General features: G+C 29.2%; 26 protein-coding genes, 1 tRNA gene and 1 riboswitch. Of the genes, 20 read left to right on the top strand and 7 right to left on the bottom strand.

Going from position 1 to position 25,676, the window contains the following annotated elements:
- The first annotated feature begins 134 nt into the window (after positions 1-134).
- The gene (locus T483_RS0107535) at positions 135-1,673 is read left to right on the top strand and encodes an MFS transporter (protein WP_026886307.1); all 1,539 of its coding nucleotides are present in this window, start codon (positions 135-137) and stop codon (positions 1,671-1,673) included.
- Between the two features lie 155 nt (positions 1,674-1,828).
- Here the strand turns inward: T483_RS0107535 and rhaM are convergent, their stop codons facing one another.
- Positions 1,829-2,143: an L-rhamnose mutarotase gene (gene rhaM / locus T483_RS0107530; protein WP_026886306.1), complete on the bottom strand. Its 315-nt coding sequence runs from the start codon at positions 2,141-2,143 to the stop codon at positions 1,829-1,831.
- A 236-nt stretch (positions 2,144-2,379) separates the two neighbouring features.
- Here rhaM and T483_RS0107525 point away from each other — a divergent pair, with 236 nt between their 5' ends.
- The 6 genes from T483_RS0107525 to T483_RS0107500 all read left to right on the top strand — a co-directional run bounded on the left by T483_RS0107525 (position 2,380) and on the right by T483_RS0107500 (position 8,703).
- Positions 2,380-3,138, top strand: coding sequence for a DeoR/GlpR family DNA-binding transcription regulator (locus T483_RS0107525; RefSeq protein WP_026886305.1), 759 nt, complete (start codon positions 2,380-2,382; stop codon positions 3,136-3,138).
- A gap of 375 nt (positions 3,139-3,513) precedes the next feature.
- Positions 3,514-4,332 (top strand): rhamnulose-1-phosphate aldolase, encoded by an 819-nt coding sequence (gene rhaD, locus T483_RS0107520; RefSeq protein ID WP_026886304.1) that lies wholly within the window; start codon positions 3,514-3,516, stop codon positions 4,330-4,332.
- Between the two features lie 364 nt (positions 4,333-4,696).
- Entirely contained in the window at positions 4,697-5,851 is a 1,155-nt protein-coding gene (gene fucO / locus T483_RS0107515) for a lactaldehyde reductase (RefSeq protein WP_026886303.1), read from the top strand.
- A 546-nt stretch (positions 5,852-6,397) separates the two neighbouring features.
- On the top strand, positions 6,398-6,877 hold the full coding sequence (locus T483_RS0107510) for a methylated-DNA--[protein]-cysteine S-methyltransferase (RefSeq protein ID WP_026886302.1): 480 nt from the start codon (positions 6,398-6,400) through the stop codon (positions 6,875-6,877).
- A 272-nt stretch (positions 6,878-7,149) separates the two neighbouring features.
- Entirely contained in the window at positions 7,150-7,767 is a 618-nt protein-coding gene (locus tag T483_RS0107505) for a DeoR/GlpR family DNA-binding transcription regulator (RefSeq protein WP_026886301.1), read from the top strand.
- Between the two features lie 132 nt (positions 7,768-7,899).
- A complete protein-coding gene (locus T483_RS0107500; protein WP_026886300.1) occupies positions 7,900-8,703 on the top strand; it encodes a Cof-type HAD-IIB family hydrolase in 804 nt (267 codons plus the stop codon).
- 221 nt (positions 8,704-8,924) lie between these two features.
- Here the strand turns inward: T483_RS0107500 and T483_RS0107495 are convergent, their stop codons facing one another.
- Positions 8,925-9,830 (bottom strand): ArsR/SmtB family transcription factor, encoded by a 906-nt coding sequence (locus tag T483_RS0107495; protein ID WP_242841817.1) that lies wholly within the window; start codon positions 9,828-9,830, stop codon positions 8,925-8,927.
- Positions 9,831-10,179: 349 nt separating this feature from the next.
- Here T483_RS0107495 and T483_RS0107490 point away from each other — a divergent pair, with 349 nt between their 5' ends.
- Positions 10,180-11,658, top strand: a complete 1,479-nt coding sequence (locus T483_RS0107490; RefSeq protein ID WP_026886298.1) for an alpha-N-arabinofuranosidase — start codon at positions 10,180-10,182, stop codon at positions 11,656-11,658.
- Between the two features lies 1 nt (position 11,659).
- Positions 11,660-11,914, top strand: coding sequence for a DUF6171 family protein (locus T483_RS0107485; protein ID WP_026886297.1), 255 nt, complete (start codon positions 11,660-11,662; stop codon positions 11,912-11,914).
- 130 nt (positions 11,915-12,044) lie between these two features.
- On the opposite strand, the gene T483_RS0107480 is transcribed toward T483_RS0107485, so the two are convergent.
- Positions 12,045-12,854: an IclR family transcriptional regulator gene (locus T483_RS0107480; RefSeq protein WP_026886296.1), complete on the bottom strand. Its 810-nt coding sequence runs from the start codon at positions 12,852-12,854 to the stop codon at positions 12,045-12,047.
- Positions 12,855-13,097: 243 nt separating this feature from the next.
- Between T483_RS0107480 and kduD the strand changes: the two genes are divergently transcribed.
- The 8 genes from kduD to T483_RS0107440 all read left to right on the top strand — a co-directional run bounded on the left by kduD (position 13,098) and on the right by T483_RS0107440 (position 20,454).
- A complete protein-coding gene (kduD, locus tag T483_RS0107475; protein WP_026886295.1) occupies positions 13,098-13,880 on the top strand; it encodes a 2-dehydro-3-deoxy-D-gluconate 5-dehydrogenase KduD in 783 nt (260 codons plus the stop codon).
- Positions 13,881-14,016: 136 nt separating this feature from the next.
- Positions 14,017-14,964 carry a sugar kinase gene (locus T483_RS0107470; RefSeq protein ID WP_026886294.1) on the top strand — a complete coding sequence of 316 codons (948 nt, stop codon included), beginning with the start codon at positions 14,017-14,019 and terminating at the stop codon, positions 14,962-14,964.
- Positions 14,965-15,052: 88 nt separating this feature from the next.
- Positions 15,053-15,679, top strand: a complete 627-nt coding sequence (locus tag T483_RS0107465) for a bifunctional 4-hydroxy-2-oxoglutarate aldolase/2-dehydro-3-deoxy-phosphogluconate aldolase (protein WP_011967811.1) — start codon at positions 15,053-15,055, stop codon at positions 15,677-15,679.
- Between the two features lie 317 nt (positions 15,680-15,996).
- Positions 15,997-16,386 (top strand): bacteriohemerythrin, encoded by a 390-nt coding sequence (locus T483_RS0107460; RefSeq protein ID WP_026886293.1) that lies wholly within the window; start codon positions 15,997-15,999, stop codon positions 16,384-16,386.
- 163 nt (positions 16,387-16,549) lie between these two features.
- A riboswitch (FMN riboswitch) is annotated at positions 16,550-16,667 on the top strand.
- Positions 16,668-16,856: 189 nt separating this feature from the next.
- Complete coding sequence (locus tag T483_RS0107455) at positions 16,857-17,438, top strand: ECF transporter S component (protein WP_011967813.1); 582 nt, start codon at positions 16,857-16,859, stop codon at positions 17,436-17,438.
- Positions 17,439-18,057: 619 nt separating this feature from the next.
- Positions 18,058-19,248: an anaerobic nitric oxide reductase flavorubredoxin gene (locus tag T483_RS0107450; protein WP_026886292.1), complete on the top strand. Its 1,191-nt coding sequence runs from the start codon at positions 18,058-18,060 to the stop codon at positions 19,246-19,248.
- An 83-nt stretch (positions 19,249-19,331) separates the two neighbouring features.
- A complete protein-coding gene (gene rd / locus T483_RS0107445; RefSeq protein ID WP_023974876.1) occupies positions 19,332-19,493 on the top strand; it encodes a rubredoxin in 162 nt (53 codons plus the stop codon).
- A gap of 196 nt (positions 19,494-19,689) precedes the next feature.
- Positions 19,690-20,454: a DeoR/GlpR family DNA-binding transcription regulator gene (locus T483_RS0107440; protein WP_026886291.1), complete on the top strand. Its 765-nt coding sequence runs from the start codon at positions 19,690-19,692 to the stop codon at positions 20,452-20,454.
- 150 nt (positions 20,455-20,604) lie between these two features.
- Here T483_RS0107440 and rimI read toward each other — a convergent pair whose 3' ends face one another.
- Genes rimI through tsaE form a run of 3 tightly spaced genes read right to left on the bottom strand, consistent with a single transcriptional unit; the run spans position 20,605 to position 22,234 of the window.
- Entirely contained in the window at positions 20,605-21,045 is a 441-nt protein-coding gene (gene rimI / locus T483_RS0107435; protein ID WP_026886290.1) for a ribosomal protein S18-alanine N-acetyltransferase, read from the bottom strand.
- On the bottom strand, positions 21,045-21,776 hold the full coding sequence (gene tsaB / locus T483_RS0107430) for a tRNA (adenosine(37)-N6)-threonylcarbamoyltransferase complex dimerization subunit type 1 TsaB (RefSeq protein WP_026886289.1): 732 nt from the start codon (positions 21,774-21,776) through the stop codon (positions 21,045-21,047). The genes rimI and tsaB overlap by 1 nt, the downstream gene beginning before the upstream one ends.
- Positions 21,773-22,234 carry a tRNA (adenosine(37)-N6)-threonylcarbamoyltransferase complex ATPase subunit type 1 TsaE gene (gene tsaE, locus T483_RS0107425; RefSeq protein WP_026886288.1) on the bottom strand — a complete coding sequence of 154 codons (462 nt, stop codon included), beginning with the start codon at positions 22,232-22,234 and terminating at the stop codon, positions 21,773-21,775. Before tsaE ends, tsaB begins: the two co-directional genes overlap by 4 nt.
- Positions 22,235-22,680: 446 nt before the next feature.
- On the opposite strand from tsaE, the gene T483_RS0107420 reads away from it, so the two are divergent.
- From T483_RS0107420 to T483_RS0107410, 3 genes are all read left to right on the top strand, one after another.
- On the top strand, positions 22,681-23,583 hold the full coding sequence (locus tag T483_RS0107420) for a metal ABC transporter substrate-binding protein (protein ID WP_026886287.1): 903 nt from the start codon (positions 22,681-22,683) through the stop codon (positions 23,581-23,583).
- A gap of 190 nt (positions 23,584-23,773) precedes the next feature.
- Positions 23,774-23,848, top strand: a tRNA-Trp gene (locus tag T483_RS0107415).
- 218 nt (positions 23,849-24,066) lie between these two features.
- On the top strand, positions 24,067-24,447 hold the full coding sequence (locus T483_RS0107410; RefSeq protein WP_026886286.1) for a RidA family protein: 381 nt from the start codon (positions 24,067-24,069) through the stop codon (positions 24,445-24,447).
- Positions 24,448-24,552: 105 nt separating this feature from the next.
- On the opposite strand, the gene T483_RS0107405 is transcribed toward T483_RS0107410, so the two are convergent.
- Complete coding sequence (locus tag T483_RS0107405) at positions 24,553-25,620, bottom strand: NAD(P)H-dependent flavin oxidoreductase (RefSeq protein WP_026886285.1); 1,068 nt, start codon at positions 25,618-25,620, stop codon at positions 24,553-24,555.
- Between the last annotated feature and the right edge of the window lie 56 nt (positions 25,621-25,676).

Raw genomic sequence — 25,676 nt, 5'->3', positions numbered from 1 at the left:
AAAAACGGACATGCAGTATTGGATCTGATTGTAGTATTTTATTTGTAATTCTTTAGAATTTATATTAAAGCAATAAAACGTTAACATTAAAATATTAATGAAAATAAAATTTAGCATACTTATTAGGAGGAAATATGAGTAAGAAGGATGGAAAGCTAAGGTTTATAAATTATTTTTCTTATGGAATGACTGATTTCATAGGAGCAGGAGCATTTGCTTTGACAAGTGCATGGTTATTATACTTTTATACAACATTTTGTGGATTATCACCAATTGAGGCAAGTTCGATATTTGCGTTAGCCCGTATAGTGGATGCAATAGCAAGTCCAACAATGGGATTTATAACAGATAACTTCCATAAGACTGCACTTGGAAGAAGATTTGGAAGAAGAAAGTTCTTTTTATTGGCAGCTATACCTTTAATAGTTATTTATATGGCAATTTGGGTTAGCGGATTTACTTATTACTATTATGTTGCAACTTATATAGCATTTGAAATTGTATATACAATGATACTAATACCGTATGATACATTAGCAGCAGAAATGACATCTGATTTTAAAGTTCGTGCTAAACTTACTAGTGCAAGAATGTATATAGCTCAGTTTTCAGCTTTCTTAGCAGCATTTATACCAGGAAGACTTATAAATACATTAGGAAAAGACTCGCCTAAATCATTTTTGTTTGCGTCAATGATCTTTACTGCAATATTTGTATGTGTTTTAGTACTTGTATATTTATTTACATGGGAAAGATCTTTAGAGGAAATAGAAATATTAGAAGGAAGACATTCGAAAGAAAAATTATCTTTTGGTCAAAATGTAATGAAAATTTATATAGACTTAATTACAACACTTAAGATTAAGACATTTAGAGCTCATTTAGGAATGTATATTGGAGGCTATCTAGCACAGGATACATTTAATGCGGTATTCACTTATTTTATAGTATTTGCCTTATTTAAGGGAGCTGTTGTAGCTTCAAACTTAATGTCTATAATGTATATATTCCAAATAGCTGGAGTTGGTATAGCGACTTATTGTACATTAAAGTTGAGTCCGGGTGGTGCGTTTAGAGTTGTATCACTAATATTTATGGCTAGTATTGCGGGATACTTAATCGTATATGGAACAGTTCCAAACAGTTTTGTAGCATTATATGCAGTATCTGCTTTAGCTGGGCTTGGAAGGGGTGGAATAAACTTTGTGCCTTGGAATAACTATACTTTCGTACCAGATGTAGATGAGATAGTATCTGCAGACAGAAGAGAAGGTGTATTTGCAGGATTCATGAGCTTATTACGTAAAGCTTCACAAGCACTTGCTATTTTCCTAGTAGGAGTTGTATTGCAAGAATTTCACTTTGTTTCCGGATCGCAAACACAGCCACCAGAGGCTTTAAACGCTATGGCAGTTATTTTAATAGCAGTGCCGGCTGTATTGCTAGTATTTGGTATAGTTTCATCATTTAAATTTAAGGTAACAGATGAATCTCATGAGATACTTAAGAAAGAAATTAACAGATTAAAAGACGGTGGATTAAAGGAAGATGTAGATGCTGAAACTCGTAAGACAGTTGAACAACTAACAGGATTAGATTATGAACATGTATGGGGAAATAATAAGATAGGATATAGAAACTGGAGAAGATATAAAGAAAATCAAAAAGCTTAATAAATGCATTATATAAAATAAACAATAATCTGCATTGATTTCAAAATCTATTTAAATGAATAGTGAAATCAATGCAGGTATATTTTTATGTAGGGAAAAGGTCAGTATTGCTAATTGCAATACTGACCTTTTCCCCATTTCTTTAATTTAAGCAATTAGTTTAAGTTAAATACATTAGGTAATTCCATAGATATTGGACTATTATCAGGATTTGTTTCCATAATATCTTTCATAAATGCCCACCACCTTTTACAGGCATCTGTTTCGGCAATTTCATCCCATAGTTCTTCACTCTCCATTTCTATATAGGAAAACAGGAGATTGGTATCCTTATCATGGAATATTAAGTATTTTGATGCTCCATGAGATTTTAATTCTTTTACAAGATCTGGCCAAATTTCGTTATGTCTTTTTTTGTATTCTTCTTCTTTACCCTCAAATAATTTCATTTTAAATGCTTTTTGTATCATAAATATTCTCCTTTAAAAAATATAAGCTAATTATATTATATAACTATTCAAAAAAAACAGTCAACAATTAACTTTGATTTGTATTGTGTTATCTGTGTTAATTTGGTATATTAAGGTTGGATTAATTAAATACAAAAATCATATAGTATATTTGAATTATCTCGCATATGGTTTAAAATATAATTACATAGGATCGGTGAGTAAATAGCAACTTATTTATATAAGGAGGAAGTGGAATGTTACCTAGAGAAAGACTAGAAATCATAAAGGAAATAGCGATAAAGGAAAAGAAGGTTTATGTATCTAAGCTAAGTAAAAAATTTGACGTTACAGAGGAGACTATAAGGAGAGACTTGGAAAAGCTAGAGTTACAAGGAGTTGTTACTAGGAGCTATGGTGGTGCAATATTAAATGTTGACAAAACTAATGAAGATGTACCTTTCTATAAACGATCAAGGACCAATATAGAAAGTAAGCAATATATAGCTTTAAAGGCAATAGAGTTTGTTAAGGGGGGAAGTACAATTGTTGCAGATTGTAGTTCAACGGTATTTGAAGCATTGAAATTAATTAGAAATAGAAATGATGTAACTGTGATAACAAATTCAGTAGAAGTACTGCAAGAATTAAATCAATCAGAATTAAATATTATATCAACTGGTGGAGGTGTGGACCAAAGAACTTTGTCCTTACAAGGGCCTATAACACAAAATACAATTAAAAAGTATAATGTAGATATAGCTTTTGTAAGCTGTAAAGGAATGGATATAAATAAAGGAATATTAGACTCGAATGAGACGGAAGCAGAAATTAAAAGAGCTATGATTAAACAATCTAATAAAGTTATTTTGTTAGTGGATCATAGCAAATATGATAGGACATCATTTGTAAAGCTTTTTGATTATGAAGATGTAGATTATGTAGTAACAGATATTGAACCAAATGAAGAATGGATTAATTTACTACATTCTAATAATATTGAAGTTATATACTAGCGTGAATATAAAAAAGTTAAAGAATCACTTAAAGATAAATAAGTGATTCTTTATTTTTGCAAAAAATATTAAACTTTAATATATTGAATATAAAAGTTGGCCTTAGCAAATTTAAGCATAGCTTAGTGAAATGTTAAAAACATATGTTGTTTTTGGAAAGATACAAACAAAAACAAATAAAAACAACAAAAATCAATTGAAATTAACAAAGAAATGAAGTATAATTTATTCATAAGGTAAAATCAATTTGGAATTAAGATTATTAATTAGTAACTTTAATTTGTGAATAAAGTTACATGTATTTACAAAATAGAATTATTTATAAATAAAGCAAATTTTAAGATACATAATAAATATATGAAAGCAGGAGACAGTATGACAATAGAAGAGATGAAGTTTATACAAAATTTTAAGAGAATGACAAATGATGCATGGCTCAAAGGATGGCATGAAAGAAATGGCGGAAATATTACCTATAGATTGACAGAAGATGAAGTAACAGCAGTTAGTGGATTTGTAAATGAAGATGCAGGATACACTCCAATTGGTGTGACTGTGAAAAACTTAGCTAATGAATACTTCTTAGTAACTGGGAGTGGAAAATTTATAAGGAATATGGCAGTTTGTTTAGAAGAAAATGCGGGAATAATAAAAATAGATGAAGATGGAAAAAACTATAAGGTGGTTTGGGGGCTGTTGAATAATGCAAGACCAACAAGCGAACTTCCTTCGCATTTAATGAGTCACTCAATAAAGGTAGAAAAAACAAATGGATCTCATAGAGTTATAATGCATTCTCATACTACAAATGTAATAGCATTAACATTTGTATTGCCGCTAGATGGAAAAGTGTTTACAAGAGAATTATGGGAAATGGCAACAGAATGCCCAGTAGTATTTCCAAGTGGAATAGGGGTAGTGCCTTGGATGGTTCCAGGTGGGGCAGCAATTGCAGAAGCTACTGGCGAATTAATGAACTATCATGATGTTGTGATTTGGGCACATCATGGAATGTTTTGCTCAGGAGAAACATTAGACTTAACTTTTGGACTAATGGATACTGTAGAAAAATCAGCAGAAATTTTAGTTAAAGTATTATCTATGGGTGGAAAGAAGCAAACAATAACATCTCAAGATTTCAGAGATTTATCAAAAGATTTTAATGTTAGTATTTCAGAGGATTACTTAGCTTAATAAAGTTATTTTGAGACTAGAGTAAAGACATATTTAAGTATAACCCTATCTCCGTATACAATTAGTCTCAGGAGCTTATTATATATATCATAATATGGAAATAATCTAGTTATTATATTAGATATAGTGACTAGATTGTTTAATAAAGATAGACAGAGATGTGATCCTTGTATTTAGAGAAAAAACCAATATTATAAAAGTAATTAATTACAATACGTTTTGAAAACGATTTTTAGATCACAAGTGTGAGGATTCTAAAGATAATTTATTGTTAAAATGATTCTAATATTAACGTTAGAAATGCAAAATATGCAGTTAACAGGATATATATTTAATTAAAAATTATTAAAGGAGATTGATATTTATGGCAAACAGAATGGTACTGAATGAGACAAGCTATATAGGGGCAGGAGCAATCGAAAATATTGTTGCGGAAGCTAATATAAGAGGTTATAAAAAAGCATTAGTTGTAACAGATAAGGATTTAATGAAATTTAATGTAGCAACTAGAGTTACGAAACTATTAAAAGAAAATGATTTGATTTTTGAAGTTTTTGATGAAGTAAAAGCGAATCCAACTATAAAAGTAGTTTTAGCAGGTATAGAAAGATTCAAAGCATCTGGAGCAGATTATTTAATTGCAATAGGGGGCGGATCATCAATTGATACTGCAAAAGCTATTGGAATTATTATTAATAATCCAGAATTTTCAGATGTAAGAAGTTTAGAGGGAGCAGTAGAAACCAAAAATAAATGTGTTGATATAATAGCAGTTCCAACTACAGCGGGAACTGCAGCGGAGGTAACAATTAATTATGTAATTACTGATGAGGAAAAGAAACGTAAATTTGTTTGTGTTGATCCTCATGATATTCCAGTAATAGCAGTTGTCGATTCAGAAATGATGTCATCAATGCCAAAGGGGTTAACAGCAGCTACAGGAATGGATGCTTTAACTCATGCTATTGAAGGATACATTACAAAAGGCGCTTGGGAATTGACGGATACATTACATTTAAAAGCTATCGAGATAATTGGACGTTCACTTAGAAGTGCAGTAAATAATGATCCAAAGGGAAGAGAAGATATGGCGCTTGGGCAATACATTGCAGGTATGGGGTTCAGTAATGTTGGACTTGGAATTGTTCACTCGATGGCACACCCACTTGGAGCGTTCTATGATACACCACACGGAATTGCTAATGCAGTATTATTGCCATATGTTATGGAGTACAATGCAGAAGCTACGGATGAAAAGTATAGAGAAATAGCTAGAGTAATGGGCGTTGAAGGTCTAGATAATATGTCTCAGGATGAATATAGAAAAGCAGCTATTGATGCAGTTAAAAAGCTTTCAGAAGATGTTGGAATACCTAAAGTATTAAATGAAATTGGTGTTAAGGAAGAAGATTTGCAGGCGCTTGCAGAATCGGCATTTGTTGATGCTTGTACTCCAGGTAATCCAAGAGATACAAGTGTAGAAGAAATATTGAAAATATATAAAAAGGCTTTTAAATAGAAAAGTAATTAGGATGAATATATTATATTCGTCCTTTTTTTATATAGCAGAATAAAGTATATAATTTTATGTCTTCTTGCAGGCTATGAAAATTTAAGATAGAGATAAGTTAGTAAAACAGAACTAGATACTATATACTAGGGTTTTATGGTAATATATTAAGTAACAAAATTTCTAGTCTAATTGAAAATATTAGTTTTAAGATAGAGATGAGAAGTATGTTTAAATATGTTAGAGATATAAGAATAATTTCTTAATATATGATTAAAGAATTTTTAAAGAATAGGAGCATTAGTCATATATGCAACATTAGGGAAGAATTATGATACTGATTTTCTTAGTGAAAGTTTTTCAACAGTGTATGCTTTTTGAAGTGTAAAAGCATGCATGTGAAGACTATATTAAATGAAAAAAAGATACTGTCAAAATAATAAACTATTGCATAAATAAAAAGTTGGAGTAATGCACCATAGTTTTTTGATAAAAGTAAAAAAGATCCTATTGTAATTATAATAGAAAAAATAATGTTACGAAAGGAAGAGTATGATGGAAAATGTATTTTACTATGACACTAGAATAGGTAGAATTAGCATAATCGAAAATGGCATGGCAATTACAAGAATTTGTTTCGCAAACAAAATTGAACTTAATAATGAACTTAATATAGAAGCAAATGAAACAGAGTTATTAAGAGAAACTATAAAACAACTGGAAGAGTTTTTTGAAGGAAAGCGTAATTGTTTTGATTTACCACTAGAACCTAAGGGAACAGAATTTCAAAAGAAGGTATGGGATGCATTACAAAAAATTCCTTTTGGAGAAACAAGAAGTTATGGTGAAATTGCCAAAACGATAGGCAACGAAAAAGCGTCGAGAGCTGTTGGAATGGCTAATAATAAAAATCCTATTCCGATTATAATACCTTGTCATAGAGTAATTGGCGCTAATGGCAAATTAGTTGGATATGCTGGCGGTCTTGATATAAAAGAAAAGCTCCTTAAAATTGAGAAAGATTATAGAAGATAACCTATAAAATAAAATGACTTTATAATATAAGGAAGCAAGTTTTACAAATAATAAGCTATTTGTAAAACTCACTTCCTTATTTTCTATATAATGAAGGAAATAATTTTAAGTAAAGTTGTAATGGCTAAATAAATAGTGTTTAAATAAATTTCGATGGTGATTAAATCCATTTAGGAAAGTTTTTTGAAAATAAAAATATCTATCAGATAAAATACTTATAAGTGTTGAAAAAATACTTAAAAGTACTTATAATTACTTATAGGGGTGGTTATATGATTGAGAAAGAAGGATATGAAGATTTCAATAAAGATAATATATGCTCATATAAGGAAAGGTTAAAATTAAATGTAGATGAAAAAACTAGAATTGTTGAAAAAGCAGTGAAGTTTATTCATAATAATCAAACGTATTTTTTCGATGTTTCTACTAGTATCGAATTTCTTTCAAGATCTTTAGATAAAAAAGCTACCGTATTTACCCATTCTATAGATAATTTTGATATACTTTCTGAAAAGAGTGGTATGGTAGTAAATTTGATTGATGGAAGATTCAATAAGAAGAATCGTTTTTTTTATAAAACGAATTATGAGGAATGCTTGAATGGAGTTGAGTTTGAGTCAGCATTTATAGGTGCTGGAGCTATAAAAAGTGATGGTATTTATTATGAAAATCAAGAAGATGCTTATATTAAAAGAGAGATTGTGAAGAGAGCTAAGAAGGTTATTTTACTTGCTGAACATCAAAAATACGAAAAAGATGCTCTTTATAAGGGACTAAGTCTAGATCAGGCTAATATTATTATTGTTGATCCAATATCAATTTCTTCTTTTAGTAATATTATAGTTTCCCGTAATATTAAAATTGATCCTAAAAGTTTAGTTATTATATAAAGCAAATGTATTAATTTAGGTAGCGTTATTTAAGGGGATAAGATTGAATTTTATTTACTTATATTTATTCAATTTGGTAAGTAATTATAAGTCGTTTGAATTTTGTTATAAATAGTTTAGGGGGATGAGTATATGAATAATTTTAAAATGGTATGTTTAGATATCGATGGAACTTTGTTAAATTCAAGTCATGAGATTACAGAAAAGGTAAAAAGCATTATAAATGTAGTTGCAAACGATAAGAAGATACCTGTGATTTTGGTTTCAGCTAGAATGCCGAAAGGGATAACATTTCTGCAAAAAGAACTTGGAATAGAAGAGCCAATTATTTGCTATAGTGGGGCTTTGATTTTAGACAAGGATAATGATGTATTAGCTAGAGAATTCATAGGTGTATCTAATCTTGAAGAAATATATAAATTCACTAGAAAGAATAATATTCACATGAGTTTATATAAAGATGAAGAATGGTATATAGAAGAATTAGACTATTGGGCTAAACAAGAAAGTGAAATAACCAATATCATTCCTAATATTATTGATTTTAACAAATTAATAGAACAATGGAGAAGAGAAGGTGAAGGACCAAATAAGATTTTATGCATGGCTAACCCGCAAGAAATAGAATTCTTAAAAGAAAATATTTGTGGAAATGATCTAAATATATATCCTTCAAAGCCAACATACCTAGAAATTATGCCAATAAAAGCATCAAAGACATCTGCAATCAACTGTCTACAAGAGAGATTTAACATAGATAAGTCAGAGATAATAGCCATGGGAGATAATTATAACGATATCGATATGTTAGAATATGCAGGAGTTGGAATAGCGATGGGAAACGCTCCAGAAGAGGTGAAGAGACATGCTGATGATGTAACTCTAACCAATGATGAAGATGGAGTTGCAAAAGCACTAATAAAATATGTAATTTAATATTAAGCAATGGGAACATTTTGTGAACTGTTTAGATTTTGGATGTCACAAAGTGTTCCTTTTACTTTAGTTATCTAGAAGTGCAGAGTATAAAGATATATAGCTTTAATTTATATCTTTAAATATGTATCAACTAGAAATGAGTTATATACTTTTGTGAAAGGTTTATTTAGAAACTGGAACAAAAGTATGTGACTTATTTCGAAGATTTATATTTAAAGTTAAGATTCTTGAATTTCGTAGAATGTCTGCATTTTAATAGATTGATTATAATCTCCAAATCCTTCACCAAATAAAGTAAAGCCTCCAACATTATTAGTGTCTTTAGGAACAGAGAATCTAAAAGTTATAGTACTAGTATAATCTAATTTAAGATCATCAATCGTAATGTTAGAGAGTTTATATCCGCCATCAATAAAAGTTCCATCTTTATTAATTGATAGGGTCTTAAGCCTTCCGTACTGATTACATATTTCTGGCCACCAGTTAGGAGTAAACCTCCCTCGTCTAGCACCAAAATCTCCAGGACTTACCCAGTAACCTAGATCAATATTGTTAATTGAAAAGTGTATATCGGATGGATAATTTTCATTATAACCTGGACTTTCAGATGATATTTCAAAAGATAGCTGCAGCTCTGTTAATTCTTGCCCTGCGGTTAAATGGTTTGGTAGATTATATTCTATAAAACCAGTAGTAAACCATAGGACTGAGGCTTGAAAATGCTCAGGAAATAGGAAATAACGAGGATCATCAAATTCACCAATAATATGATCTTTCGATGAAATTCCACAGGTAGCAGTCACTTGACAGTTTGAATAATAACCTATTTCAATTTCATCCTTGTAAGAAGCAATATCTAATTTTTTAGGAAGCAAGTCTATTACCAGCATATCGTGAAGTGGTTTGCAAATTTTCATAGAACCACGCTTTCCGGACATAGTGTGAATTTCGATTAAACCAACTTCTTCAAGTTTTTTTATATGAAGAGAAATTGCACTATTGGTTAAATTAAGCATTATAGCTAAATCATTTAAGTTTTTATCGCCGCCCTCATATAAAATTTCCATTATTTTAAGACGCATAGGTGCACCAAGGGCCTTGAAAACTTCACTGGCATCCTTCATTGATTCAAAATGTAACATAAATTTTCCTTTCTAAAAGTTAGAGATAAATTTTTAGATTTTAATAAATAGTAAAGCAAAATACAGTAAATGATATACATTAATGAAAATATTTCTAAAATTTACTTTAACTTATAACTTAAATAAATAAGAATTGAGATATATGTATTTGATAAATGATAACTGAATTATAGCAAAAACGATAATGCTTGTAAATCAATAAAGAATAGGAACATCAAGGATTATGAATATATAAAATTCATTGACGACATTATTTGGGTATAGTATATTATAAGTAAGGTTAAATTAAAAATTAAATATTAAAGTATTTACTTAAATAAAGGAGGATATTATGAGCAGGTTAGTTGTAAACGTGCATAATAAAAAAGGAAAAATTAATAAAGAAATTTATGGACACTTTTCAGAACATTTAGGTAGATGTATTTATGAAGGACTATATGTAGGTGAAAATTCTAAAATCCCAAATACTAATGGTATAAGAAATGATGTCGTACAAGCATTAAAAGAAATAAAAATTCCAGTTCTTCGTTGGCCAGGTGGATGCTTTGCTGATGAATATCATTGGAAGGATGGAATTGGACCAAAAGAAAATCGTAAAAAAATGATAAATACTCACTGGGGTGGAGTTGTAGAAGATAACAGCTTTGGTACTCATGAATTTATGGAGTTATGTAGACAACTTGAATGTGAACCATACATAAATGGGAATGTAGGGAGTGGAACAGTTCAGGAAATGTCTGAATGGGTTGAATACTTAACATTTGAAGGGGTTTCGCCAATGGCCGATCTTAGAAAGAAAAATGGAAATGAAGAAGCTTGGAAAGTAAAATACTTTGGTGTAGGTAATGAAAGCTGGGGTTGTGGTGGTAATATGACACCAGAGTACTATGCTAATGAATATAGAAGATATCAAACATTCTGTAGAAATTACGGTGATAATAAACTCTACAAGATAGCTTGTGGAGCTAATGTAGACGATTATAATTGGACTGAAGGTGTAATGAAGATTGCGGCTAATTTCATGGATGGTTTATCTCTTCACTACTATACAATTCTAGGGGATTTTTGGTTAGGTAAAGGAGCAGCTACTGGATTCGATGAAAAAGATTGGTATCTAACTCTTAAGAAAACGTTAAAGATGGAAGAGTTAATCTATAGACATGGTGCAATAATGGATCAATATGATCCAGATAAAAGAGTTGGATTAATAATTGACGAATGGGGAACTTGGTTTGATGTTGAACCAGGTACAAATCCAGGATTCTTATATCAACAAAATACAATGAGAGATGCCCTAGTTGCTGGTATTAACTTAAATATCTTTAACAAAAATTGTGATAGAGTTAAGATGGCAAATATTGCGCAGTTAGCAAATGTACTTCAATCTATTATTTTAACAGAGGGAGAAAAGATGGTATTAACTCCAACTTATCATGTATTTAATATGTATAAAAATCACCAAGAAGCAACTCTTGTTGAAAGTTATATTGACACTAAAAACATAGGAGTAGAAGAAGAAAATCAAGTTCCTAATTTACACGAATCAGTATCTGTAGATGCAGAGGGAAGAATTAATATGACTTTAAATAACTTATCTATTTCTGACTCTTATGATATAGAAGGAATTTTTGCAGATAAAGCAGTTAAATCTGTAAAGGCTACAATTTTAACAAATGAGATGGGAGCTTACAATGATTTTGATGCACCAGAGGTAGTAAAACCTGCAGAATTTACAGATTTCAAGATTACAGATAAAGGAATTGATTTCAAGATTCCTAAATGTAGCGTGATTCACTTTGTTGTAGAATAATATGAAGCAAAGGTTTTGTAAAAAATGTTTATTAGATCAGCTATTTGAAGAAAAAGAATATCAGCATCTACAAGACTATATTAAAAATTTGGATAAGCATATAAAAACAGAAGATGAGGAATATAAGAAACGATTAGAAATATGTATGCAGTGCGATAATTTAATTAACGGCATGTGTAAAATTTGTGGCTGCTTTGTTGAAATGAGAGCAGCAGTTAAGAAAAATTATTGTCCTGATATAGAAAAATATTGGTAAATAAAATTTGATTATAAGTTAACACGCCCATAAAAAATACTAGCGGCTGAAGTTGAAATTTACGTTAAGTAATTTATTTCAATTTCAGCCTTTTCATATTTGAAATTTATTAATCTTTTATTTTAAAAATTTATTTTATATCTGTATAATATGCATATCCCATAAGTCGGCTAATATTTTTAGCGACATTCATAAATTCGTCTTTGTATTTTAATAAATCATCCATAGTATTAAAGAGCGTTACAGAAGAGAGACTAGTTGCAGCAATAATTTTATTGTTCCTATCAAAAATAGGAACAGCTATACATATAACACCAGTATCATATTCGATATTATCTAATGCATATAAGTTTTTTCTTATAATATGGATTTCTTTTATAAGAATATCTATATCAGTTATTGTGTTTTCTGCATATTGTATAAATTCTGTATCTTTTAATAATTCTCTTATTTTATCGTCTGAATATTGAGATAGCATTAATTTACCGGACGCAGTGCAATAAATAGGAGCTTTTTTTCCTATGCTAGAAGACATTATTATATTTCTACTAGTATTTTCGGAAGATACCTTATCTACATAAATTATGTTAGTAAATGACTCGTCAGGGATACAAAGATGTATGACTTCATCAAACTTATTAGCAAAGTCATATATATGAGGTCTGGCGACATTTATTAAATCCATACTATTTGTTATAGAAGAAGATAAGTTAAGGAGCTTAATTCCTAATTGATATTTATCGTTTTCTGTATTTTGTGTAACATATTCTTTATATTTTAAAGTTGTAATTATTCTATGTATAGTGCTCTTGCTTAAACCTAAATTTTTTGACAATTCAGCAATTCCACATCCTTTTGGATATTCGGCTAAGCAATCAAGTATATCAAGAGCACGTTCCACCGATTGAACTAAGTTTGGATTGCTTAAATCCTCTGACATATAAAATCCTCCTAAATAGTTTTATCTTTATACTACATTGTAATGTTTAATTTTAATTTTAACAAATAAAAAGTTAAAAAATTTATTTTTATACGAGCATCATTGACAATTGTAAGTGATAATATTAGAATTAAGTTAATAAATGAAACGGTATTCCACGATACGGAACAATGGTTTCTTTAGAAAAAATTTGATAATACATATAAGGGTGAAAATATTTATATGGAAAGGGGAGAACAGAAGATGGAAAATATTTTGAACCAGTTTTCAATGGACTTTTTTAGATTAGACGGAAAAGTGGCAATAGTTACTGGAGGAAATACAGGGCTTGGACAGGCATATGCGGTTGCATTAGCTAAAGCAGGGGCAGATTTAGTTATTTCTACTCACGGTAATAATTGGGATGATACACGCGAATTGATAGAAAAAGAAGATAGAAAAGTCGTATTCGTGAAAGCGGATTTAACACAAAAAGAAGGAAGGCAGGATGTGATTGATTCTGCGATGAAATCTTATGGGAAAGTAGATATATTAGTAAATAATGCTGGAACTATAAGAAGAACACCTCTTCTTGATTATAAAGAAGAAGACTGGAATGCAGTTATGGATATTAATTTAAATGCTGTATATTTCTTAAGTCAAGAAGTTGCTAAAATAATGGTTAAACAAAGTTCAGGGAAGATAATTAATATAGCATCTATGTTATCATTTCAGGGAGGAAAGTTTGTGCCTCCATATACAGCAAGTAAACATGGAGTCGCAGGTATAACGAAAGCATTTGCTAATGAGTTAGCAAGCAAGAATATTCAAATAAATGCGATAGCACCTGGATATATAAAGACAGCAAATACTGAACCAATAAGAGCAGATAAAGAAAGAAATGCAGAAATACAGGGAAGAATACCAGCAGATAGATGGGCAGAACCATCTGACTTAATGGGAGCAGTAGTGTTTTTAGCAAGCAGAGCATCTGATTATGTTAATGGTCATATTCTAGCAGTTGATGGAGGATGGTTGGTAAGATAATCAGAATTTAAAATTATATATAAATATTGACTCAAAATTAAACATAACCTTATCAAAGGTATAAATATATAGAGCTATCTCTAGGTCATTGGATAAGGTTAAAAACAAATATATAGTGAAAGTGGTGTATTTATTTATGGACGTAATTACTATAGGAGATGCAATGATTGCAATGTGCCCTCAAGAAAAGGGACCAATAATATTTTGTGACACATTCAAAAGAAAAGTAGGTGGAGCAGAATTAAATGTTGCAATGGGATGTGCGAGATTAGGATTGCAATCTGGATGGATAAGTAGATTAGGAAATGACGATTTTGGAAAATATATACTAAGAACTGTAAGAGGTGAGGGGATAGACACATCAGAAGTACAACTCGTTGATGGATATCCAACTTCAGTGTATTTCAGAGAAGTTTTATCTGATGGATCAAGCAGATCATTTTATTATAGAGAAAAGTCACCAACTAGTACAATGGATGCAAAGAAATTGAATGAAGAATATATAAAAAATGCAAAAGTTCTTCATATTACAGGAGTTTTTCCTTCAATAACTGAGAATAATAGGGAAGTCATATTAGAAGCAGTAAAATTAGCTAAAAAAAATAACCTTATAATATCTTTTGATCCCAATATTAGATTAAAGATGTGGACTAAGGAAGAAGCAAAAGACTATATAGAAAAACTTTTACCTTATGTTGATATTCTTTTAATAGGTGATGAAGAAATAGAGATATTATTAGGTGATACCAATATAGAAGAAGCAATAAGAATTTTTCATAATAAGGGAATAGAAAAAGTAATAGTTAAAAAAGGAGCTAAGGGGGCTATAGGTTCAGATGGTAAGAATGTGTATGATATTGAAGCTATTAAACCAAAGGCTTTAGTTGATACAGTAGGCGCAGGCGATGGGTTTGCAGCAGGATTTTTAACAGCATTATTAAAAGGTAAGACATTAGAAGATTGTGTTAGATTTGCAAATGCAGTTGGATCTTTAGTTGTAGGCGTTGAAGGTGATAATGAGGGATTACCTTATTATGATGATGTTTTAGTGCATTTAGGGCAAGCAAAGAAAATAGAACGTTAAGGATAGATGTTTATATTTAATAAAGTATTTTATGAATGATATAGATTAATTTTAAATAAAACAAATTGAAGATGAGGTGTAATAAATAATGTTTGAAAAAATATATAATACATTAAAAGAAGAAAAGGCAGTAGCTGTTATTAGAACTAAAACATATGAAGAAGCAAAAGAAATAAGTATAGCAGCAATTGAAGGCGGAATGAAAATTATAGAGGTAACTATGAGTGTACCAAATGCACCAAAGTTAATAAAAGAATTGAAAGAAGAATATAAAAATGCTTGTGTTGGTGCAGGAACTGTGTTAACAAAAGATGCTGTAGATGCATGTATTGAAAACAATTCTGATTTTATTGTTTCTCCTTGCATAGATGAAGATGTAATTGCTTATGCAAATCAAAGAAAAGCATTAATAATTCCAGGATTAATGACAATGTCAGAGTTAAATAAGGCTTATAAATTAGGTTTAAGATTTATTAAAGTATTCCCAGGTAATGTTGTTGGAAAGGCATTTATAGGGGCAGCAAAGTCAATATTCCCAGATCTTAGCGTTATGCCTACTGGAGGAGTAAACAAAGATAATATAAGTGAATGGATACAAGCAGGAGCAGATTGTAGCGGTATAGGTAGTGATTTAAATAAAGTGTATAAAAGCAACGGTGTTGCAGGTGTAAAAGAATATTGCGCAGATGTTATAAGTAAAGTTAAAAATTTATAATTTTCAGTAAAGATTTAAAGCACTTAATTTTATTGATTAAGTGCTTTAAATCTTTTTTTTTATTAATTATTTTCTGAGCTATTTTTTTAGATATTTATAAAATAGTTATGTTAAAAGGCAGATTGTTTTAGAAAACAACACATACTGTTAATATTATTTAAAATGTAGGATTAAATAATATTAATTTGCAATTTATATTTAGAAATTTATCTATTGAATAAAAGGCTAATGATAGTGACTTTATATTAAAAAAATGATATATTAATAAAAATGAACCGAGTATGATTAAAATAATGAGTAGAAGGAAGGTATTATACATGTATGAAATGAAGGAAGAATACAAAATCGGAATTGATCAGATTGATGAGCAACACAAAAAGCTTTTTGAATTGGCAGATAAAGCTTATACTCTGTTAAAAGATGAATTCGCAATTGATAAGTATGATAAGATAATACATATTATGAACGAACTAAAGGATTACACAATTTTCCACTTCAGGTCAGAAGAAGAATATATGAAAAGCATAAATTATAAAAGACTCTTTACTCAAAAAGTTGAGCATGATAAGTTTATTAAAAACCTTGAAGAAATAGATTACAAAAACATTGATGAAAATCAAGACGAAAGTTTAATACAACTTTTGAATTTTTTAAATGATTGGTTAACAGAGCATATATTAAAAACTGATAAGCTTATAGGAGAATAATATAATTATAATAAAAATGTTTAATTTTTTACTATAATTATTTTGCGGTGAGGGTGAGATATAGAAATCTTACTCTTTTTTATTATAAATTTAAAAATGTAAAGATTACTCAAATAGATGTTGCAAAGTATTGATTAAAGTTATATAATAAAGAAAATAAAATATATATCTTCAGGGCAGGGTGTAAATCCCTACCGGCGGTATAGCCCGCGAGCTTTTAAGAAAGCAGATTCGGTGTAACTCCGAGGCCGACAGTATAGTCTGGATGAAAGAAGGTAACCTATTAGGAATTGAAAGTTAATCTATTATTACTTGCTGAATGTATGCCCTGATGTATTTTACATCAGGGCTTTTTATTTTTTTATTAAGTATTGTAAATAGTTCAGGAGTAACTAATGTACTAATAATACTTTGACACTAAATTCCTAATAAGCTACACCAAGAAGATAATCTTTTGGGAGGCAAAGAATATGAATGAAAAAACAAGTAAATTAATCAAAATCTCTTTATTATCAGCAATTGCAATTATACTTATGTATTTTGATTTTCCAATAATACCTGCGTTTCCATGGCTTAAGATAGATCTAAGCGATGTACCAGCATTGTTGGGGGCTTTTGGATTTGGTCCTGTAGCAGGGGTGATAATAGAATTAATAAAAAATCTTTTGGTTCCATTAATTAGAGGAAGTCAAACAGGTTTTGTTGGAGAGACAGCAAACTTCTTGTTTGGAGCAGCATTAATTTTACCAGCATCATTTATTTACTATAGAAATAAGAATAAGAAAAATGCAATATTAGGAATGATAATAGGTGGAATTGCGATGGAGGCAATGGGAATTGTGGGTAACATATATTTATTATTGCCAGCTTATGGGATGAAGATGCCAGCGGATATGTTACAGAATTATGTTTGGGCATTACTAGCTTTCAATGGAGTAAAGGCGGTTATGGTGTCAGTATTAACATATATTCTATACAAAAAAGTATCTGTTTCAATTTTTAAGGTTGAACCAAACTTTGGCAGCCCAGAAAATAAGACAAAAATTGTATAATTTTAAAATAATGTGAATAGAGAGAGCTGTAACAAAATGATTCGAATTTTTGTTACAGCTTTTTTCTATATCGGTTGATGTATGAATTGAATAGAATATATGGATATTTATATTAAAGTGATTTTTATCATCTTTATTCGTTAAGTTACAAACAATCACTTATTTAATGTCCCATTAAAAATTAATAGTAGTTGTTAAGATAAAGATTTGTATAAAGAATTTCTTCTTTCAAATATTATAATTGCAATTAATTCTGCATAATGGGAATAATAATATGATCATATTATTATTCTATTTAATATATTGATAGTTACATTAAAGGAAAATATTATTATAATGCTATATAATTTTTGAAATAAGTATTAAAAATATAATGAGTTGAGCGAGTATTGGAGTTAATTGTTAAATTAGTAGGAGATAAATAACAGTATATAAATGATTAACTTTAATATATATGCAAATTGTAGTTTTTAGATTAAATAATAATAATTATTTTTTTAAGAATCAAATTAATTTTATACTTGGAAAATTAAAATTAATTAATAATAATTATTGATTAATAATGGATTATTTGGTATTATATATATAGAAAATATTAAAAGAGGAGAGAGAATGTTTAATGGGTTTTAGGATAAACGATATTGTGACCTGGATTGGAAAGATAGATTGGGAATTAAAGAAGTTTCACGGTGATGAATATTCTACACATAAAGGTTCTTCTTACAATTCGTATTTGATTAGAGATGAAAAGGTAGTATTAATTGACACTGTTTGGGAACCATTTAGTAGAGAATTTATAATAAATCTGAAAAAAGAAATAGATATAAAAGAAATTGATTATATTGTTATTAATCATTCAGAAGTAGATCATAGTGGTGCATTGGTAGAACTGATGAAGGAAATACCTAATACTCCTATATATTGTACAAAAAGTGGAGCTAAAATATTAAGAGGGCATTACCATCAAGATTGGAATTTTGTAGAGGTTAAAACTGGAGACATATTAGATATAGGAGAACATAAACTTACGTTTATAGAAGCAAGTATGCTTCACTGGCCAGACACTATGTTTACATATCTATCAGGGGAAAATATTTTATTTAGCAATGATGGGTTTGGTCAACATTATGCATCAGAATTCATGTATAATGATAAAGTAGATCAAGGGGAGTTGTATCAAGAAGCATTAAAATATTATGCTAATATTTTAACTCCGTTTAGCAAACAAGTTTTAAATAAAATTGAAGAAATATCAAGTTTAAATTTGCCTATAGATATGATTTGCCCAAGTCATGGTATAATATGGAGAGATGATCCAATACAAATAATAAATAAGTATATTGAATGGGCAAGTGAATATAAAGAAAATCAAATTACAATAATTTATGATAGTATGTGGAATGCAACAAGAAGGATGGCTGAATGTATAGCAGAAGGAATAACAAGTAATAATAAAGAGGTAGTAGTGAAAATTATTAACTCTGCTAAAAGTGATAAAAATGATATCATTGTGGAAACTTTTAAATCAAAAGTTGTCCTAATTGGTTCATCAACAATAAATAATGGTGTTCTCTCTTCAACAGCTTCAGTACTAGAAATGATTAAAGGGCTTAAATTTAAAGGTAAAAAGGGAGCAGCTTTTGGTAGTTATGGGTGGAGTGGTGAAGCAACAAAACTAATTACAGAAGAATTGAAAAAGTCAGGGTTCGAAATTATTAGTCCTGGGACAAGAGAACTATGGAATCCAGATGAAGAGGCACTAAATAGATGTAGAGATTTTGGGAAATTAATTACAGAAGCGCTTAATTGATATATGTTTTACAAGATGAAGATTAATATAGTAAGATATGTATTTATTAATATTTAATTATTAAATCTAAGGGAGGTTTTTTTATGGAAAAATATATTTGTACAGTATGTGGTTATATTTATGATGAGGCAGCAGGTGATCCAGATAATGGGGTTGCACCTGGAACAAAATTTGAAGATATTCCAGATGATTGGGTTTGTCCGTTATGTGGAGTTCCAAAATCAGATTTTGAAAAAGAACAATAATAGACATTGGTTTAATTTAAATTTGACTATATAATTGTTTAAGAAAATTTGTAAATAAGAATAAAATATTTAAAAATAATAGATATAAGGGGCTATCAAAATAATTTTATTAAATTTTGAAAGTCCCTTATAATATATTTAGATTAATTGTTTACCACCAGTTCCTAAATAATAAAAAATGGGAGAATGTATAGATATGTTTACAGAAGAGAGATTAAATGAAATAATAAATATTCTAAATACATATGGAAAAGTTAAAGTTAAGGATTTAAGCAAAAAGTTTAATGTAACAGAAGATTGCATTAGAAAAGATTTAAAGCAGCTGGAGCATACAGGGAAGTTAAAAAGGACGTATGGGGGTGCGATTCAAATAAGGGAATCGTCTCAGTTGTATGATATTTCAGAAAGAGAGAAGATAGATATTTCAACTAAAAGCATAATTGCTAAGAAAGCTTTAGAGCTAATCCAGGATAGAGAAACTATATTTTTAGATTTATCAACAATTAATATTCTTATAGCTAAATCTATTTTAACAACTCAAAAAAGAATAACTGTAGTAACAAATATGTTGGAGATAGCAAATATTTTAGCGACAGCAGCAAATAATATTACAGTTGTAGTTGCAGCAGGGGTTTTAAATAAATCTCTCAATGGTTTTATTGGATCTTCAACTAATGATTTTATTAAAAAATATAAATTTGATAAATCTTTTATAGGAAGTTGTGGGATTGATGCTTTTGATAAAAGTATAACTACTTTTGAAATTGAGGATGGAATTACTAAGGCTACAATAATACAATCTAGTAAAAAGACATTTTTAGTTATGGAGAACAAGAAATTTTTTGTAGATGGTAATTATAAATTTGCAATGATTGATGATATAAATTCTATAATAACTGATGAAAAACCTAATCAACAAATTATGGATGTATTAGAAAGCAATGAAATCGAATTGATATAAAATATACATTAGTTAAATGTCAGAAGTGAATTTTGGCTATATATAAATTAATAGTAAGTATTAAAGAGACAATTTATGCAATTTCAATACAATGATTGTATAAAGTGTCTCTTTAATATGTTTATTAGAGCATAGAAATTTATATTAAGCTTATTCCTTTTGCCACATTAAAATAGCATCTTCCTTGTTATCTTCATAGTACCCTTTTCGAATTCCCTCTTGTTTAAAGTTATATTTCTCATAAAGGGCTTTGGCAGCGGCATTACTTTTTCTAACTTCGAGAGTATATGCTACACAACCTTGAGACTTACAATAGGATAGTAATTCTTCTAGGAGTTTAGAGGCTATTCCTTGTTTTCGATAGTTTGGGTGTATTGCTATATTAGTTATATGAGCCTCATCCAATACGATCCATGTTCCAGCAAAGCCTACAACTTTATTATCAACTTTAGCAACAAAATATTTAGCAACAGGATTGGTTAGTTCCTGCATATAAGAACTCTTGCTCCAGCATATAGAAAAGCTCAACGAGCTTATATCTAAAATTTCATCTATATCTTCTTCTTTCATTAAATTTATAGTTACATTCACTATAATCTCATCCTTTGCTCGTATTCTCTTTCAGCCTGAGATTTTTTAAGATAAACCGGAGCGGAGTTTGGATCGTCGCATTCTCCGTTCTTTAATAGTATACTGCCTATTTCACCTAATGAAGAGGCACGAATTAAATTAAGGTGATTAGGAGGAAAATATGAATTTGGACAATTATCAATCAAATAATCCTTATATTTATCAACACCATCGCCTATAAAAATAACTTTCTTATTTTTGGATTTAATTATTTCTATAAGTTCATCAATATCCAATGCTGAATAATCTAATAGACGTTCCAACTTTATAGGTAGATTCGAATCAGTATTGGCATTGCAAGTATATTCTCCTTTATATAGTGAAGTATAAACACTATTTCTTAAAGCATCCATTATAGGGCATATTATACCATCGAAATTAGATACACTAAATGCAAGTGCATCTAAACTAGAAACACTAACGTAAGGCTTGTTACTTCCCAAGCTAAGACCTTTTATTGTTGCCATGCCTATTCTAAGCCCAGTAAATGAACCAGGACCTTTTGAAATAACATAGCCATTAATATCATCAATACTCAAATTATTATTATTTAGCAATTCCTGAATTATAGACATTAGTATTATAGAGTGTTCTTTCTTATCATTTAATGTGATTTCTCCAAGTAGTTTATCATCTTTCATCAAAGCAACAGTTGCCACTTTAGAGGAGGAATCAACAGCAAGAATAATCATATTTTCAACTCCTTTATATAATCATATCTTTTTCCATAAGCATTTAGCGTGATTTTTCTATAATCTTCGCCTTTGTTATAATCTTTCTTTATATCTATATGAAGTAAATCATTTGGTAGAATTTCTTCTATATAATTTGCCCATTCTATTATTGACACTGCATCTGAAAATATATAATCATCAAATCCAATTGCATATATTTCATCAGGGTCACTTACTCTATAAACATCGAAATGATTGAGCTTTAATCGACCGCTATCATACTCGTTGACTATAGTAAATGTTGGACTAGTAATATTATCGTTAATTCCTAATCCTTTAGCTATGCCCTTTGTAATATGAGTCTTACCTACGCCTAAATCACCAGTTAAGCAGATTATATCACCGGCATTTAATAATTTGCCTATATTTATTCCTAATTTAGCAGTATCATCTACATTATAAATTTCAAATTCCATGAAATGCCTCCTTTAAGTGAGAATTAATTCTTATTAATTAGAATTTTATATTAATAACTTACATATAGTTATTATGTATAGAACCTAATAATTGTTAAATCTACAAACTCTCATCTTTTTATTTTATCTCAAAATTGCATAAAAGCAAATTATTAATATATTAACTAATTTAATTTACATAACATAGGGAGTAAGTTCCAATGAAATGTAATAAATTTGTATATATTTATTTTAAATTAGTTGGTATAATAAGAACAAGTATATGCTAAAATTTATTTAACAGGTTAATTATAGAAGTAACATATATAATTCAATGTATAACAGGGAATTATTTTATGTTTAATCTAATAAACATTAATTAAGAATTAACTTAAGAAATTAAGTACAGTACATATTAAAAAGAAAGTTATGAATGAAGTCAGTTAAATTTTGGAGGTGACTTGTCTTTGAAGAAAATTACCTTTGCCATGGTGATAATAACCATAGCATTGTCTTTTGGTATGAGTTTTTTTTCAAATCCTTTATTAGCTAATACTGAGAATAATAGAACTGAAAGCAGAGATAAATATCTAAATATAATGACAGTTAATAAACCACAATATTATATGGTTAAAAAAATTATAAAGGAAAAGAATAATGCAGAGTATATGTTTACTAATGAGAAAGATATTAGTGAATTTAAATATAGTGAAGATGTTTTAAATAATATATCCAATATGGATTTATTTATATATTCTGGCACATCTTTTGAACCATGGAGTGATTCACTAATTGGTGAGTTGAAGAAAGGAAATCTTGGAATAATAAATTTAGCTAGAGGCATAAAATTATTAAATTATGGGCATGATAATGACACTAAAGAAAATCCTTATTATTTTGAAGGGATAGAAGAGTATAAAATAGCATTATACAATGTAAAAGCAGCTATTCAAGATAGAGATCCTCAAAATAGAGATTATTACGAGGAAAATTATAATGAAGCTATCAAAAATTTTGATGCTAGCATAAAGGAATATGATGAGAAGATAAAATCATTAAATGAATATAAGTTTATTACATTAAATAATGATTTTGACTACTTAACTAAATCCTTGAATTTAAATACTATTCAGCTTGATAACCATGAGTTAAATGAGTTTGTAAAGATTAATAATTTAGATCCTAAAAAGATAATAATAATAACTGATGGTGAAAAAGGAACAAAATTAGATTTGTCAGGTTATAATACAATAAAATTATGGAAGTATTATGGAGATATGTCTTTTGATGATTTGATTTTATACAATATAAAAGAATTATCAAAATGGGCTAAACCTAATGAAGTCTTAGGTTCTAATAATAAAAAATAGAATTACTTATTCCCGGATTTATGCTTATTTTTATTACTAGATGTGATTATATATACTACACTAAGGAATATTTGAAATTTGAATATAAATATAAAGTATTTTATATTTAGTGTAGTCTTATTTTCATGATAACTATTTATAAAAATATGTTGCTTTCTTTATAGATATGTTATATAATGAATATTGTCTTAGGGGTATGGCTCAACGGTAGAGTAGTGGTCTCCAAAACCATTGGTTGTGGGTTCAAATCCTACTACCCCTGCCACAAAAGTCGTAGTACATTGTACTACGACTTTTTTATATAAAAAATTCTAATTACAACAAGAAATAATTTAAGAAATAGTTAGGATTGAAAGAAAGTTCTTATTGATAGTAATTAGTTTTTCCTATTAGAAAGATAAGTTAAAATCAATATTTAAATAGCGATGATATTAATAAAAATTAAATTAATATAACTTAATTTTGATTTGGAGGGATTATAAAATGTTAAAAGTAACAAATACAAAAAAGGCACCAGCAGCAATTGGGCCATATTCTCAGGCAGTAGGCTTTGGAAATATATTATTTACATCAGGACAAATACCGTTAGATCCATCAACAGGCGAGGTTGTAGGAAGTAATATAGAAGAACAGGCAACTCAGGTAATGAAAAATATATCAGCTATATTAGAAGCTAATGATATTAATTTTGAAAATGTAATTAAGACAACTTGTTTTATCGCCAACATGAGCGATTTTGCTAGCTTTAATGAAGTCTACGCTAAATATTTTATTAGTAATCCGGCACGTTCATGTGTTGCCGTAAAAGAACTTCCTAAAGGAGTATTATGTGAGGTTGAAGTAATAGCTTCCCAAGATGTATAACTCATAAAAGAAATGCTAAGAGAATATTATCTCTATATAATATAAAAAAATAGACTATCTCAAAGATAGCCTTGTGTTAAGCTAGTTCTTTGGGATAGTCTATTTTTAAGCTTTTTCAATTTCAGATACTAATTCATCCATAAGTTCTTTCACTGTTGTAATTTTTGTTATTCTGCTTGCGTTCTCGCCACAGAATATAAGACCTTCATCAAGGTTACCCTTTACTGCATTTATTAAAGCCTTACTTATGCAATAAGGTGTATTAGCAGGGTTGCAAGGTGTTAAACAGTTATAACAATGAGTTATTTTTTCTTTCTCAGAACTAGTTCTTTTTACAAATATATTCTTCATAGCTCGACCTGGCATTCCAACAGGACTTTTTACTATTTGAATATCATCTTTGCTACAATTAACATAGGCATTCTTGAACTCGTTCGAAGCATCACATTCTTCAGTTGCTACAAATCTTGTGGCCATTTGAACACCGCTAGCCCCTAATTTTAAATATTTAGCAATATCATATCCGTCAAAAACACCACCAGCAACTACTACTGGAATTTCTTTATTATACTTTTCAGCATACTTTTTTGTTTCATTTATTATATCTACAACAGATTTATCGAAATCCAAATTTTCATCTTCTAATTCTTCAACTTTAAAACCCAAATGGCCACCAGCCTTCGGTCCTTCAATTACGACGAGGTCTGGAGCTACATTATCGTGCTTATCCCAAAGTTTTAAAATTACTTTTGCTGCTTTTAAAGAAGAAACTATTGGTGCAATCTTTACAGAGGAATTCTTTACTATTTTGGGTAACATAGTAGGAAGTCCTGCACCAGAGATTATTAAATCAACTCCAGCTTCTATTGCAGTTTTTATATGATCTTCATAATTATTAGTTGCGACCATAGCATTAATACCTATAATGCCATTTACTGCTTTAGCTTTAGCAATAGTAATATGTTTTTTTAAAGCCCTTAAATTCGCCTCTAAAGGGTTCTTTTCAAAGTCATCTTCATTATAACCAAGTTGCGCAGCAGAGATAATTCCAATTCCACCAGCATTAGCAACAGCAGCGGCTAAATTAGAAGATGAAACACCAATTCCCATACCCCCTTGAATAATAGGAATAGGAGCAACTAAATTTCCAATTTTAAGAGAATTAAAATTCATTTTACATATATCCTTTCACGAAAAATTCGACAATAAAATATTTTGACTATCAAAGT

The sequence above is a fragment of the Clostridium beijerinckii HUN142 genome, from assembly GCF_000621745.1.
Taxonomy (GTDB): domain Bacteria; phylum Bacillota; class Clostridia; order Clostridiales; family Clostridiaceae; genus Clostridium; species Clostridium beijerinckii_A.
This window is presented reverse-complemented; position numbering and strand designations above follow the sequence as displayed.